The sequence below is a fragment of the Mucilaginibacter limnophilus genome (assembly GCF_004005815.1).
In the GTDB taxonomy this organism is placed as follows: Bacteria; Bacteroidota; Bacteroidia; order Sphingobacteriales; family Sphingobacteriaceae; genus Mucilaginibacter; species Mucilaginibacter limnophilus.
On sequence record NZ_SACK01000001.1, the window covers coordinates 62727 to 76308 of the forward strand.

General features: G+C 42.7%; 13 protein-coding genes. 3 read left to right on the forward strand and 10 right to left on the reverse strand.

Annotated features, from left to right (window positions below; genetic code table 11):
• The first annotated feature begins 75 nt into the window (after nucleotides 1–75).
• Nucleotides 76–1686: an ArnT family glycosyltransferase gene (locus tag EOD41_RS00280; protein WP_127702790.1), complete on the forward strand. Its 1611-nt coding sequence runs from the start codon at nucleotides 76–78 to the stop codon at nucleotides 1684–1686.
• Here EOD41_RS00280 and EOD41_RS00285 read toward each other — a convergent pair.
• Together EOD41_RS00285 and EOD41_RS00290 are read right to left on the reverse strand one after the other, a co-directional pair.
• Entirely contained in the window at nucleotides 1683–2837 is a 1155-nt protein-coding gene (locus EOD41_RS00285) for a tetratricopeptide repeat protein (protein ID WP_127702791.1), read from the reverse strand. The genes EOD41_RS00280 and EOD41_RS00285 overlap by 4 nt on opposite strands.
• A 538-nt stretch (nucleotides 2838–3375) precedes the next feature.
• Nucleotides 3376–4974, reverse strand: coding sequence for an alpha-amylase family glycosyl hydrolase (locus EOD41_RS00290; RefSeq protein ID WP_127702792.1), 1599 nt, complete (start codon nucleotides 4972–4974; stop codon nucleotides 3376–3378).
• A 181-nt stretch (nucleotides 4975–5155) separates the two neighbouring features.
• On the opposite strand from EOD41_RS00290, the gene EOD41_RS00295 reads away from it, so the two are divergent.
• Nucleotides 5156–5563: a hypothetical protein gene (locus EOD41_RS00295; RefSeq protein ID WP_127702793.1), complete on the forward strand. Its 408-nt coding sequence runs from the start codon at nucleotides 5156–5158 to the stop codon at nucleotides 5561–5563.
• Between the two features lie 49 nt (nucleotides 5564–5612).
• On the opposite strand, the gene EOD41_RS00300 is transcribed toward EOD41_RS00295, so the two are convergent.
• The 7 genes from EOD41_RS00300 to EOD41_RS00325 form a co-directional block, all read right to left on the reverse strand.
• Nucleotides 5613–6143 (reverse strand): OmpA family protein, encoded by a 531-nt coding sequence (locus EOD41_RS00300; protein ID WP_127702794.1) that lies wholly within the window; start codon nucleotides 6141–6143, stop codon nucleotides 5613–5615.
• Nucleotides 6144–6359: 216 nt separating this feature from the next.
• The gene (locus tag EOD41_RS00305; protein WP_127702795.1) at nucleotides 6360–6965 is read right to left on the reverse strand and encodes a DUF2238 domain-containing protein; all 606 of its coding nucleotides are present in this window, start codon (nucleotides 6963–6965) and stop codon (nucleotides 6360–6362) included.
• Nucleotides 6966–7083: 118 nt separating this feature from the next.
• The gene (locus EOD41_RS00310; protein ID WP_127702796.1) at nucleotides 7084–7404 is read right to left on the reverse strand and encodes a hypothetical protein; all 321 of its coding nucleotides are present in this window, start codon (nucleotides 7402–7404) and stop codon (nucleotides 7084–7086) included.
• 1 nt (nucleotide 7405) lies between these two features.
• A complete protein-coding gene (locus tag EOD41_RS21130) occupies nucleotides 7406–7540 on the reverse strand; it encodes a hypothetical protein (protein WP_262707636.1) in 135 nt (44 codons plus the stop codon).
• Between the two features lie 6 nt (nucleotides 7541–7546).
• A complete protein-coding gene (locus tag EOD41_RS00315) occupies nucleotides 7547–7939 on the reverse strand; it encodes a hypothetical protein (protein ID WP_127702797.1) in 393 nt (130 codons plus the stop codon).
• A 306-nt stretch (nucleotides 7940–8245) separates the two neighbouring features.
• Nucleotides 8246–10660, reverse strand: coding sequence for a TonB-dependent receptor domain-containing protein (locus EOD41_RS00320; RefSeq protein WP_164849841.1), 2415 nt, complete (start codon nucleotides 10658–10660; stop codon nucleotides 8246–8248).
• Between the two features lie 162 nt (nucleotides 10661–10822).
• Complete coding sequence (locus EOD41_RS00325; protein WP_205780463.1) at nucleotides 10823–11284, reverse strand: DUF4268 domain-containing protein; 462 nt, start codon at nucleotides 11282–11284, stop codon at nucleotides 10823–10825.
• A 78-nt stretch (nucleotides 11285–11362) separates the two neighbouring features.
• Between EOD41_RS00325 and EOD41_RS00330 the strand changes: the two genes are divergently transcribed.
• Nucleotides 11363–11569 (forward strand): hypothetical protein, encoded by a 207-nt coding sequence (locus EOD41_RS00330; protein WP_127702799.1) that lies wholly within the window; start codon nucleotides 11363–11365, stop codon nucleotides 11567–11569.
• A 19-nt stretch (nucleotides 11570–11588) separates the two neighbouring features.
• Here EOD41_RS00330 and EOD41_RS00335 read toward each other — a convergent pair whose 3' ends face one another.
• Nucleotides 11589–13529, reverse strand: a complete 1941-nt coding sequence (locus EOD41_RS00335; RefSeq protein ID WP_127702800.1) for a tetratricopeptide repeat-containing sensor histidine kinase — start codon at nucleotides 13527–13529, stop codon at nucleotides 11589–11591.
• Between the last annotated feature and the right edge of the window lie 53 nt (nucleotides 13530–13582).

Sequence of the window (13582 nt, forward strand, 5' to 3'; positions counted from 1 at the left end):
ACTAAACATAATTAATCGTTATAACGAGGGTTAAAAATAATATTTACTTTCGCGAAGCAATAATTGCATCCCGACATGAAAAAGATTACTGAGCAAAACGCTGCGGCAAATACGCTCATTTTAATTGCCATAACTTTTGTTGTACGCCTTTTGTTAGCCGCTTATACAGGTTTAGGTATCGGCGAGTCATATTATTTCAGGGGCGCTCTTACCCTCGAGTGGAGCTATTTTGATCAGCCGCCATTATTTTTTTGGCTTAGCTGGGCGAGTATAAAAGTGTTCGGGCTCACAACTTTTGCGCTGCGTTTTCCGGCGGTATTACTGTTTGCAGGTACCAGCTGGTTTTTGTTTTTGCTAACGCGGAAGTTATTTAATGCCGCAGCAGGCTTTTGGGCGGTTGTGGTAATGAACCTTAGCGCCTTGTTTACCGTCTCTGTAGCATTTTGGTTTCAGCCTGATGCGCCGCTTATGTTTTTTTGGATGGCTGCTGCTTACTACATAGCACAAGTGATGGGTGTAAGTAAAGGTGATAGTACTGTCGCTAAAAATGCGTATGGTAAATGGATACTCATTGGCGTACTCATGGGCTTTGCTACTTTGAGTAAATACCATGTTTTGTTTCTATTTGCGGGTGTGTTTTTGTATGTTATCGCTAATAAAGATCAGCGACATTGGTTGCGCCACCCGGGGCCGTACCTTGCGGTAATTATAACGCTTATACTGGCTTTCCCGGTCATCTGGTGGAATGCTCATAATAATTGGGCATCATTTGTATTCCAAGGCTCAAGAGCCGGCGGTGGCACAAAGTTTAGCCTGCATCCCGACTGGTTTCTGCGCAGTATAGGTGGGCAGGCCTTGTGGATGCTGCCTTGGATATGGGTACCTCTGGTGGTACAATTTGCCAAATCATTTAAGCTACGAAATAGCTCGCTGCCATACAGTTTTGTGTTTTGGACGGCTGTTTTACCCATTGTGTTCTTTACAGTTGTAACCCTTTGGGCCGACCTGCAATATCACTTTCACTGGCAGGCGCCGGGTTACATGATGCTGTTTATGCCGTTAGGGTTTGCTATTGATCAACAGCTTGGCGGCGAGTTTAAAAAGCAACGTTCAATCCGCCGTTGGATACGTTTTTCAACCTGTTTTACGGTGATCACTATAGGTGTGCTTAGTCTGCATATGGTAACGGGTTTCTGGCAAAGTTATGGGCCGAAGTGGATAGTAAGCCAGCATGGTGATGTTGATGACCCTACCATACAAGGCATTGATTATGAAGACATCAATGCCCGCTTTGAAAAAGAGAGCTGGTTAAAAAACAAAAATATCTTTGTAGGAAGCACCCGCTGGTGGCTAACAGGTAAAGCCGACTGGGCACTGAAAGGCCGTAAGGATGTAGTATGCTTTAGTCCAGACCCTCGTAACATGGCTTTCCTTGTTGACCCGAATAAACTTCTAGGCAAGGACGCTATCATGATTGTACAGCGAGACCCAGCCAGTGTTGAACGTGATGTAAAACCATTTTTCGATACGGTTACACCGTTACACGATATAGCCATTATACGTAACGGTGTGGATGAATTGCATCTACAAGTATATTACTGCAAAAACTTTCATCAATCGGTTATAGATCGTATGGATATGCCGCTGTTCAGGCAGCTGAAAGGCCTGCCGCCGTTTGGTAATTAGTAACTGCTATCAGGAAAATCTAAATTTATTGTGTTATCAATTTCGCGTGCTTTGTCAAGCTGTTTTTTTGCTTCCAATGTATCGCCTGTTTTGATATAGTACAATCCAAGTGCTTTGTAAGCGTAAGAATACATTGTGTCCATACTGATAGACTTTTCAATCAGTGCTTTGCCTTCATCTAACTGATTTTGAAGTATTTTGCAGTAGCCAAGTATTGCATAAGCCGACCAAAAATCAGGTTGTATGTCAATTGCGAATTTTAAATATTTTTCTGCCTCTTTATATCTGTTTGTCTCAGTGTATTCAAGTCCTACATTATTTAAACAAATAACATTTGTAGGGTCATACTTTAGGCATAGTTCGTAATTTTCAATGGCAAATTGCTTGTTTTGAAGCATCGAATTAACATACCCCAATGTTGCGTAATCTGTTGGCTTTAATGTGAAATGTGATGCAATTACATTAAGATGATTTTTTGCCTTATTGAATTCTTTATCCCAAAGTAGCACTTGTACAAGTAACCTGTGGTATTCAACATAATCAGGAGCGGATTTTAATACAATTTTTATATTAGCTATAGCATCCTTATAGTTATTGTTTGCTATTAGTTCTGGTATCTCTTTTAAAACCGATAGCTTATTTTTAAGCTTTAAAGCTAAAAGTATATTTTCACCATCATTGTAATACTCACATTCATTATTTGTTGGCGATGATTGAAATAGGCTGGTTATCATAGCTAGAATAGAGTAACCTATTAATACCAGGCTAAATAATTTGGATAATCCATGCAGATCATAATTAAAGACAAACCATGCTATTATACAAGCTAACAGTAAACTACTTATTGAACCTGCAATTAATATAATAATCCACTTAATATAATTTGTTTCCTGTTTGCTACTGCAGCACAATCCTTTATTTGACATTATCGGAAAAGAAAATTTAAAATATATTGTCAACTTTCCAATCCTGATTTTTGGTCCGTTCGAATCACTGTATGATCCTACGTAAATGTCAATAGTATCAGGCTTTGTTAAAATAAAATAAGCTACAGCATGTCCTAATTCATGCGTTAGCACAATAAAAGGGGCTGCGACAAAAAATAATATGCAAAGTATTAAAACGTATAATATAGTGATAAGGATTTCCACGACTAAATATACTCATTTCATTCTGTTCAAAAAAACAACTGTTCGGCTTTCAGCTTCTTCTGTACGTCTTGCTTATAATTACGGCCAATGGGAAGTTCATGCCCGTTGACCTCAAGGCTGTAGGCATAAAAACGCGTCGATTTTTATAAGGATACAATCATCCTGATGCTGGTAGCTGTAAGCCTTGCATGAGGCCTTGCGCAAGATCAGCAAGTAAGTTCAACAAATTCTCCAGCTTCAAAAGGACACTGGGTAGTTGAAAGCAATAAGAAAAGGCCCAAAATAAAGATTTTTAAATTTTATACCGAACAAAACGAACTGCTGTACCAGGAAACCGTGCGCGGAAAAATTGATGTAAGCCATAAAAAAGTACAGAACACACTTAACAAGTATTTGCTGTTATGGTAAACCAAAAAAGCTTTACAGCCGATAAAGAACTTGTAGCCATCTGCCTTGTAACAACTTGCAACAATAAACAAAAAAATTGCCAATGCCTCGTGTAACCGGGGGCTTATTGTTTTATAAAAACTTTTACATCTTACTGCTTTGCCTGAAACACGTGCACACCATAAGCAGGCATATCAAAGCTTACTGAATTATTATTTATTTTAATATCAGCTTTATAAATCAAGCTATTTAATTCTTTGCTATTAATTAGTGTGTTTTGCGTATTAACTATAATGCTTTGTTTCTCAGCTGATAAATTAACAGCTACCAGTACCGCTTCATCTTTATCATACCTTAAAAAGGTAACTACCTGTTTGCTGTTGTTTGGCAAGGTTTGGTACTTGCCGTTTGCAAGTGCGCTATGTGTTCTTCTTAAGCCGATAACAGTTTTATAAAAATTCCACAGCGAGCTCGGGTTGTTCTTTTGCTCTTGGTACGATACGCCGTCATTGGGTTTCATGTTCCTGTCTGTCCACCAGGGGCCGGTATCTTTATACCACAGGGCCATGCCTTTGCCGGTTTCACCTTCGTACCATTCAAACGCTTCGCGCAGAGGAATGCCGTTAGCGTCTGTCGGGCCGTACACTCCGTCGGGCTTATCACCGCTGAACATGCCTATTTCCTGCCCGTAATAAATTGAGGTGATACCGCCAATAAGAATATTAAGCGCGGCGCCGACTTTCTCTTTAGCCACATCCTTCTTCACTATTTGCGCAAAGCGAGGCATATCATGATTTTCAATAAATACTATCTGCTGCCGCTCTGCTGGAGTAAGGCGGTACATCGAGTCGGCCATGGCAGTAATTTCATCACGCTTAAAATTTCGTATCGCAAATGCCAGCCTGAAGTTAAATACACGGTCAACGTTGGCATCGGTCATATAATTTATTCCGAATGATGCCCAGTTAGCTTGTTCGGCAACAAAGGAAAGTTTCGGATTAACTGCTTTAAGGCGGGTTAACAGCGGTTTGCAGAACGATTTGAATAACCCTGGAAGTTGTGGTTTCAGGTCAAGCGTATCCATGGCATGGTCAAGCCTGAAGCCGTCAACGCCGTCGTCAAACTTACCGTCATTATTTGGGTCGGCGAAGTATTTAAACAGCTCATAATTATATTCGAGCACTTTAGGGCTTTTCAAATTAACTGTTGTGATGTTTTGATACACGCCGTCAAAACCTTTCAGGCCGTTCAGCCCAAAAACTATAGTTGATGGCTTGGTTTGCGCCGAATCATCATACAAAATGTAGTCGCTGTATTTTGAACCCGGATGCTTGTATGAGTCTTTATACCATTCGTGCTCTTGGGTTACGTACTGCGTTTCCATGTCTATGTAAAGCTTCATGCCGCGGCTGTGAACATCTTTCACCAGTGCAAGGTAATCTGCAGTAGTACCAAATTCCGGGTCGATCTTTTTAAAATCGCTGGCAAAGTAATTATGATGATAAACTGACTCATATAAAGGCAGCAGCAATATTGAGGTAACGCCCAGGTCCTGCAGGTAATCAAGTTTATCGCGTAAACCTTTGAGGTCGCCGTTCGGGTCGCCATTACTGTCATAAAAGCTGCGCTGGCAAACATGGTAAATTACTTCGCCATTGTGCTGCAACGCTTTCTTTTCTGTACTGCAGGCCTGCAGCAACATTAATATCATGGCAAGTGCAACTGAAGCTGCTAAAAATCGCTTAATCATCAAGGTACAATTGGATACGCTAAATAAGGCAGCAAAAGGTTTAATAAAAATGTGCAAATTGGCTTTTATGCGGCGTATATTATGCTGATGCGTATATCTGTCGCAAATACACCCTGTAAATGGCCATTTCGCACTTTGTACTTACGACTGCTGTTTACAAATTTTACTAAATTTATAAACCATGGAAACCAAACAGTTCGAGTTTAAAGAAGACATTCAAACAGTATGTGTTGAAGCCGATTTTCCAAACGGCATTAAAGACGCTTATTATACATTAGAGGAAAGGGCCGGCCGCATTAAAAAGCGCCATGTGTATGGCGTAAGTGAGATGATAAACGGCAAGTTGCGTTACAAGGCATGTGCCGAAGCTTTAGAACCCGGCGAGGCACAAAAACTTGGACTGAAAGAGTACCTCATCCCTAAAGGAAGTTATATGTACACTGTATTTCAATGGCAGGGTAACGAGCATCAGATAGGGAACATATTTGCCGAACTTTTGCAGCAACCAGGTGTAAAATCGGGCAGTATTGGCATTGAATTTTACCAGGAAAAAATGGAAGATGTATGGCTGATGGTGCAACTGGCATAACAAAAGAGGCCACCCAAACGGCGGCCTCTTTTGTTATGCTAATTTGCAATTACTGCTTTTTGATCTCAACACGACGGTTTTTGGCGCGGCTGGCTTCGTCGGTATTGCTGTTTAGCGGCTTGGTTTCGCCGTAGCCTTGTACGGTTAAATTGTCGCCGTTTATGCCGCTGTTAACCAGGTAAGTTTTTACCGAGTTGGCACGTTCAACAGACAGTTCCATATTGTGCTGCGCGCTGCCTTCGGCTGAGGAGTGACCGCCCAATACAAACTTAACCGACAGGTCTTTCTTCATCTCAGCCACAGCCTTGTCAAGCAGCGGGTACGAGTCGGTTTTCAATATGCCCGAGTTAAACTCAAATTGTATGTTGCTGAAGTTATAATTTGGCGGAGCAGGTGCCGGTGGCGGCGGTGCCGGTTTTTCTTCGGCCGGTTTTGACGGCGGCGGAGGTGGCGGCGTTTGTTTTACTACCGGTTTTGGCGGCGGCGGGGCAGCCACAGCTTTTTTCGCTTTGCACGATGGCAACGCAGCTACAGCGGCGGCTAAGGCCAGCGGAACAAGAAATGCTTTTACAAATTTCATAAACTGTTAAAATTTTTAGGGTTGAAAATAAAAAAACGCACATAACCGCGGTTATATTGCCGTTTCTTGCCGAAAGATAATCATTTTAAGCGAAATAGCAGGGTGTTGACGTCAACAGAGTAAACACCGTCAACACCCGTCAACACGGTCAACACCGTCAACACCAGTCAACACCAGTCAACACTGTCACAGTTATGGCACCATCTTCAAAAAACTTCAAGACGGTGAATGCTTTTTAATTTGCTTATCATGCACGCCGGAAAACAAAACAACCATGCATATAGCGCCGATAGTAGCGTATAACATATCCGATTGTGTATCCCAAACATAACCTTGTGTGCCTAAAAATGAATCGCCAGATGAACCGCTGAGTATTGACACCAGCCACTCGATAAACTCATAAGCTACGCTAATACTCATACATATGCAAACGGTAATAAAAGCCAGCCAGCCCCGCTTTTGCACCACTTGGTTTTGCAGCAGAAGCTCGCGCGCAATAAACGCCGGTACAAAGCCTTGCGCAAAGTGACCAACTTTATCATAATTGTTGCGCGATTGGTGAAACGCTTCCTTTATCCAGTTAAAAGCAGGTACCTCAGCATAAGTATAATGCCCGCCAATAATCAAAATATAGCAATGCACCAATATCATCACGTAAGTAAAATAACTAAACTTAAACCTGTTATAGGTGATTAACAGCACTATAAAACCAACTATAGCGGGCGATACTTCAAGTATCCAGGTGAAATAATCATGAGGATTTATTGCTGATGCAACAAGGCCGGCAATAAAAAGTATGATCAGGATAAGGTGTTTGTTCATACCTGAAGATATAAGTTTAAATAGATATGCGTTATTAAAACATTTTTTTTAAAATAAAGAGCAAAAAAAAGCGGCAAACATCGGTTTACCGCTTTAATAAATAACTTTTAAGGGCTATTTAACGTGTTCTTTTAGGGTTGTAAGCAATAAGATACACAAGTTCGCTGCTTGGTATGTTGCGAGGGTTAAGTTGTTTTTCAATACCGGTTTTGGCCTGTATTAGTTTTTCTTTTACAACACGGCCAAGTTCCGACAGCATCTCGGGTAACGCCTTAACAGACAGTAACGGCATATATTTTTTTTCCATCAATACTTTCTCATCGGCAGTAGTTAAGCTTAATTCCCATAAATCGTCGGTTTTAAATCCGTATTCTTTGGCGCAATTGCCCAAATCATACATGTAAACTTTTGCCTGGTACTCTAATGTTTTATTGTCCATATCATTTCTTTTTAATAAATGTAGTATCACTACCTGAGGTTGTGCCTTTGCCCAACTGGTAGTCTGATTTCTCTTTTTTTACACCATTTGCAGCAGGCGCTTTTTTTGACTCTTTGGTCCCTTTATTTTTACTCATACATATTTATTTAATATTCATTTCTTTTTCAAGCCGGCGTATGCTGGCATCGGTAAGGTTTATATTGAGTTCGTCGTAATGGTCGTTACGGTATTGTTTTAGCTTATTAATCCCGGTTTCAACTTCCTTAATCATCAGGTTAATATAATTTAAAGCGCCGGCTTTAGCTTTTTCCATGGCCTTTATTTTATCTGTGTAACCACAAAACATCTCGGCGTCAACAGGTAGTGTATAAGCGTGCGAAGGAATGCTGGAAAATTCATCAATGGGCCTGTGAGTATACCATCCTCTTTTAAAGCATTGAGGTGTCACAGGCAAAAAATCGTTAACCGAAATTTCTGTTACATGGGTATCATGTTTAAAAACACGATAGTACTTGGTGAAGCTATGCTGTTTCATGGTAATATTGTTAAGTAACTCGGAAGCTTAAATATTACCTTGATGGAAGACGGGCAATGCCTAAGGCGAAAGAAAGGCCACTTTATGGGCGATTTTTTTAAATATAACTATAATAAACTGTAAAGCGGGTATAGTTTCGATTTTAATTACAATTAAGTAACATATTTCTATTTTAGTGTGCAGCATACTTTAAGGGAATACCTTATGGTTATGCTGCACACATATGCTCCTTCAGATATCAGTTACAATAGGCAGATTCGGTTTTAATCCAAACAAACTCTTAATTCACTATGGTTAATAAACAACTTACCGCATACCCCCTTCATCAGGGACTGTGCTTTGGTTCTCCTGCTCGTTGTCGCTGCGTTTCTTTTCCTGCTTTTTTTGCCCTGTTGAGCCGAAACGGTAGGAGAGGGTAAAGCTTACTATGCGGGTTGAAAACCGCCTCGACGAGAATTGGTAATACGGATAAGCGCCTGCGTAATTGTATATCTCTGAGCTGAAACGGCGGGTGTTGAACACGTCGCGGGCGTTGGCGCTTAAGCTGAGTTGCTTGGTTACATCGTATTTTATACCTGCATCAAAGCCGTACATGGCCTTCATTTTACCTTGCGCTATTACCTGCGGTCCCTGGTAATCGTACCTTAACTGTATGCCCAACTTATCGATAGGTTTGTAGTTGCCGGTAATGTTGGCGTTCCAGGCATAGCCCGAAGTTTCTTCAAGTCCGAAAGAGGGGTCACCATCAATCTGGCGGTGATAAATATTCACGTTACCTGTCAGGTCGAAATTATTTGTAAAGTTCATTTTGGCTATCAACTCATAACCGGCGTTGCGGGCGCTTTTCACATTTTCGAAGCGGGTAAGCGTGCGGGTACTGTCAAGCGCTATGCTGATACGTTGGAAATTGTTATTGGTAAGCCTGTAGTACAACGACGAAGTTAGCGTAAGCTTTTTCCAGTAGTTGATATAGCTCAGCTCGAACGAATGCGTGTCTTCCGGCTTCAGGTCAGGTGTTCCCTGCTGGTAGTTAAACGGGTCGCTTCTGTCCAAAAACGGCGATAGCTGCCGCTCACGAGGACGACTTACACGGCGGGTGTAGCTCAATTGTAAGGTTTGTGCATCGCTAATTTTCTGGCTCAGAAAAATGCTTGGGTACACCCTGAAATAGTCCTGCTTGTTTTGCAGGTTGTTGTTTGTGCTGTCAATCAGCGTAGTACGAATGTTGGCATCCTCAAGCCTCAAACCGGCCTGTATGCTGAAATTACCAAACTCGCGCTGATAGTTGGCATACAGGGCATGTACGTACTCGTTGTAAATAAAGCGGTTGGTTTGCGTGAGGTCGCGGGTAAACAATCCCGATGTATTCAGCGTGTCAACAAGGTAATCATTATCGTTCTTGTTCAGGGTGCTGCGGTAACCGGCTTCAAAGCGGCCTTTTTTGTCGGCAAAGGGCAGTACATAATCGGCCTGAAGGTTCCATCCGCGTTCAATATCTTTAGTAGTGTTATTTTGAAAAAACTGTGTCGGCGGCAGTCCGTAGTTATTATAATAAGTGCGCAGGTAATCAAGGTCGTCATCATCACCTGTTGAGTAGCCAATGTTGGCTGTAAGTACTTCCTGCGGATTTTTAAACTTATGCTCGAAATCGAGGTTCAGGTCGAGGTTAGTACCGTCGCTGGAGCTGCGGTTGTCCTGACGGGTTTGCTGAAGTATGGTGTTTGGATCCTCAAACTGATTGGTTGTTCCGGTTTGGAAACGTGTGCGCTGACGGGTGTTGATATTTCCCGACAGGCTAAGCGTTGTTTTTTCGGCAAGATTATAATCGATACCAGCGCGTACGTTGTGCGAGTTAAATACAAAACTTTGATCCGACTGCTGATTTTGGAAAAGCGTATCGGCATTAATAAACGTTTGCCGGTTGTTGTAGCCGTTGCCAATACGGCCGCCCTTGCGGTAGCTGTAATTGGTGTAAATGTTAAATTTTTCGGTTTGATACCCCAGACTGAGGTTGCCGTTGTAATTATCCTGATTACCGGCTGTGGCCGAAGCCGAGCAGCTGAAGCCTAAACGGGCATTCTTTTTCAAGATGATGTTGATAATACCCGACTGCCCTTCAGGATCGTATTTAGATGAAGGATTGGTTATCACCTCAATGTTCTCGATAGAACTGGCGGGGATGGATTGCAAAATGTCGGTAATATTGCTACCTGTTAGCGCCGAAGGTTTGCCGTTGATCAGCACACGCACATTGTTCGAACCGCGCAGACTCACATTACCGTCAACATCCACCTGTACCGATGGCACGTTGGTCAAAAGGTCGGTCGCTGATCCGCCCTGGCTCACCAGACTTTGATCTACACTAAAAACCTTCTTATCAACTCCAAGCTGTATGGTGCTGCGCTGTGCAGTTACTACCACTTCTTTAAGCGCGCTTGTAGCGCTGGCTAAAGATATGGCGCCCAGGTTATATGTACTTTTTGCTGAACTGATTACAATGTTCTCGTTTGTATAGGTTTTGTAGCTAACAAATGTCACGCGCAGCGAGTAGCTTCCTTCGGGGATGTCTGCCAGGGTAAAATTACCGTCTAAATCGCTTTGGGCGGCTTTGGCGGGTTGATTATCAGCCTTTGTAAACAGGGCTATAGTTGCAAATTCAACTGGCTGTTTTGTAGCGGCGTCAATAAGTTTGCCAGTAATTTTGCCGGGTGATTGCGCCATCGCGGCTGTTGAAAATAGTATTATCAAACTGATACACGTTATCCATCTTGTCATAAAAGTCATCGTGCAAAAATCGGGCTTTAAAAGGCGTTGATGACAAGTGCGGGTGTAACTTTGTTGATAGTAAAATAGCATTGTTACAATCAGGAAGCGGTTCTCGGATTATTTGAACAGCTCGAAACTGTACTGCGCGGTGCTCCAGAATTCGTCGAGCAAGGTGATGCGTTCTTTAAAAAAAGTGATAAGTCGAGGCCAGTCGTTGCGGTTAAAAATGCTGGCTTCGCGGAGGGTGAAGCTTACCCGGCAAATGGTTTTGCCGTAGTCGTCGGTATAGTTGGGTTGCCAGTCCCATTCTTCACCCATGTGAGCGGTGAATAATGTTTTAAATGTTTCAAGCTGCTCAAAAAACAGGGCACGGATGCCTTCATCCCACTGGGTATATTCAATGGCTATTGTTGCCGAGCGGTTATCGGTACTCATGCGAAAATACAAGTGCTTTATGCCTGTGCGGTAGTTTATCCAGTTCACTTTTACCCCCTCGGCAGATGGCTGCGGCGCCATATACTGGCCAAAGGTGGTCCAGAAAGATTGCCTGATATGTGATGCTTCGTCTTTTGAGTACAAACCTGATTTTAGTTTTTTAACAAAAGTACACTTTCTATAGCTTGCAGCTATCGCCGGGTTTCGCTATCTTACAGTCCCATGAATTTAAACGAACGTAACCCAAACTGGGGATTGTACAGCCATGACGGTACAGTTATCCCGCTTTCGGCATTAACTGCCGCATCAATAGAATATGTAAACTACTCAATAACCCAGCTGGAAAATATGCTACAGGAAAATATTGTTACCGAGCAGTATGAGAAATGCGCAGGCATACGTGACGAGTTAAGCCGACGCGGTATGTAAGCTGGGCAAGTATATTTCGCTATCCAACCGGCAGGGCTACATAGAAAGTAGTGCCTGTGCCTTCCTGGCTTTCCAGCCAGATGCGGCCGTTATTAGCTTTTATAAAATCTTTTGTCAGCATTAGTCCGAGTCCGCTTCCTTTTTCTTTTGCCGTACCGAAACTTACGTTCAGGTTTCCGGATAGAAACACCTGTTGTTGTGCCTTGCTTATACCAATGCCGCTGTCACTTACCGAAAAAACCACTTCCTTTTTATCAGTAACCAGGTTGGCAGCCAGCTGTATCGAGCCGCCGTTGTAAGTAAACTTTATAGCGTTTGACAGCAGATTGCGTATAATAAATTCAAAATGATCGGCGTCGGCATGTATCAACAGGTATTCGGCTATTTTTTCGTCTATGCTAATGTTTTTTTGTGCCGCTTGTGCCGATAACAAATGTATGGTACGGGCTATCACCGGTTTGGGGTCAAAGTCTGATGGATTAACTTTTATGCCCTGCAACTGCGCCTTGCCCCATTCAAACAGGGCTTTCAGCAATTCCAGCGAAGCAGTGGTTTGCTTGCGCAGTTCGGCAATCATGCCGCGCAGTTCTTCTTCGGTAAATTCCTCGGTTTCCATCAGCTCAAACAACTGTGCTGCGCTACCTGCAGGGCCTTTCAGGTCATGACCGATAACCGAGAATAATGTGTCTTTTATGCGATTAGAGTTACGTAGTTCCTCATTAAGCCTTTTTATTTTACGCAAATACACCACCAGGCCAATCAGCATTATAATAACAATTACTAATATGATCAGTCCCAATATTAGCTCGGTTCTTTCTTTACGGTTGATGTCTTCAAGGTTGCCTATTTTCTCGCGTGAGCTTTCAAGCGCGTAACTGCTGTCGAGGGAGGCTATGTCTTTAGCGGTGTCGGCCTGCAGAAGGCTGTCAAGCAATCGGTGCTGCTCTTCTAATGCCTCCATGGCCTCGCGGTAATTTTTTTCCTGCTGATAAACGCCGGCCATAGCCTTATAAATGTTTGCCTCGAGTTGCGGCTGTTTTAAGCCTTTGGCAATGTTCAAGGCGAGTTTAAGATCGCTAAGGCTGGTTTTGGTATCCTGCTTTTTCAGCAAGGCGGCTATGTTGATAAGCGCCTGTGCCTGCTCTTCGGGTTGTTTATACCGTTTGGCTTCGGCAAAGGCTTCTTTATAGGCAGACAACGCTTTCAGTTGATCATGTGTTTGTTCAAATACTTTACCTTCTTCGTTCAGTAGATGTGGTTCGGTATCGCGCAACGCCTGTTGCTTGCTGTTATCCAAACCTTCTTTAAGATAGTGCATAGCCGCAGCAGTGTTGCCCTTTTTTTGATAGATGTTGCTGATATTCTCGAGCAATACAAAATAAGCCTCAGGTTTTGTTTTATGGTGATGGTAATAATCAAGCGCCCTTAAATAATAACTCAAGGCTTTTTCTGTATCCCCTTTTTGAGCATACACGCGACCAAGACCTTCATAGGTTTCAATAATACCACTGCTGTCACGCTTGTTTTTATAAAGCTTTAATGCCTCGTGCAGGTTTTGTGTAGCAGCCGGCAAATTTTTTTCAGTACCGTCAAGCAAGCCCAGTGCGTCGTATGTACGTGCTACGCCTTCGGCGTCACGCAGTCGCCTGAACATGGTGAGCGATTCGTTATAAAAACGCCGCGCAAGATCGGTATGCCGGTGTGTTGCATTTATGTTCCCTAATCGTAGCAGCAGTTGAGCCTGGCCGTTTTGGTCTTTACGCTTTTCGGCAAAGCGCATCCCTTCATTGGCATAATGCACCGCCGAATCAGGTTGTGATGCTTCAAACGCTTTGCTGATGGTTATATAGGCCTGTACCTTGCGGCTATCGGGCGTGGTTTTAAGGTTTGGCAGTTGAGGCCGCTGCTGGGCGAATGCCACAACAGCAAGAAAGTTTAACAGAACAAAAAAATACCGCATAATGCGTAAAGATATGTAGAAACACCTTTACGTATAAATGCGATAATAAGTTA

What these genes read in the sequence shown, in the direction of transcription:
- EOD41_RS00280 (WP_127702790.1), top strand. Translation starts at nt 76, where the DNA reads ATGAAAAAGATTACTGAGCAAAACGCTGCGGCAAATACGCTCATTTTA.
- EOD41_RS00290 (WP_127702792.1), bottom strand. Translation starts at nt 4,974, where the DNA reads ATGATTAAGCGATTTTTAGCAGCTTCAGTTGCACTTGCCATGATATTA.
- EOD41_RS00295 (WP_127702793.1), top strand. Translation starts at nt 5,156, where the DNA reads ATGGAAACCAAACAGTTCGAGTTTAAAGAAGACATTCAAACAGTATGT.
- EOD41_RS00300 (WP_127702794.1), bottom strand. Translation starts at nt 6,143, where the DNA reads ATGAAATTTGTAAAAGCATTTCTTGTTCCGCTGGCCTTAGCCGCCGCT.
- EOD41_RS00305 (WP_127702795.1), bottom strand. Translation starts at nt 6,965, where the DNA reads ATGAACAAACACCTTATCCTGATCATACTTTTTATTGCCGGCCTTGTT.
- EOD41_RS00310 (WP_127702796.1), bottom strand. Translation starts at nt 7,404, where the DNA reads ATGGACAATAAAACATTAGAGTACCAGGCAAAAGTTTACATGTATGAT.
- EOD41_RS21130 (WP_262707636.1), bottom strand. Translation starts at nt 7,540, where the DNA reads ATGAGTAAAAATAAAGGGACCAAAGAGTCAAAAAAAGCGCCTGCTGCA.
- EOD41_RS00315 (WP_127702797.1), bottom strand. Translation starts at nt 7,939, where the DNA reads ATGAAACAGCATAGCTTCACCAAGTACTATCGTGTTTTTAAACATGAT.
- EOD41_RS00320 (WP_164849841.1), bottom strand. Translation starts at nt 10,660, where the DNA reads ATGGCGCAATCACCCGGCAAAATTACTGGCAAACTTATTGACGCCGCT.
- EOD41_RS00330 (WP_127702799.1), top strand. Translation starts at nt 11,363, where the DNA reads ATGAATTTAAACGAACGTAACCCAAACTGGGGATTGTACAGCCATGAC.
- EOD41_RS00335 (WP_127702800.1), bottom strand. Translation starts at nt 13,529, where the DNA reads ATGCGGTATTTTTTTGTTCTGTTAAACTTTCTTGCTGTTGTGGCATTC.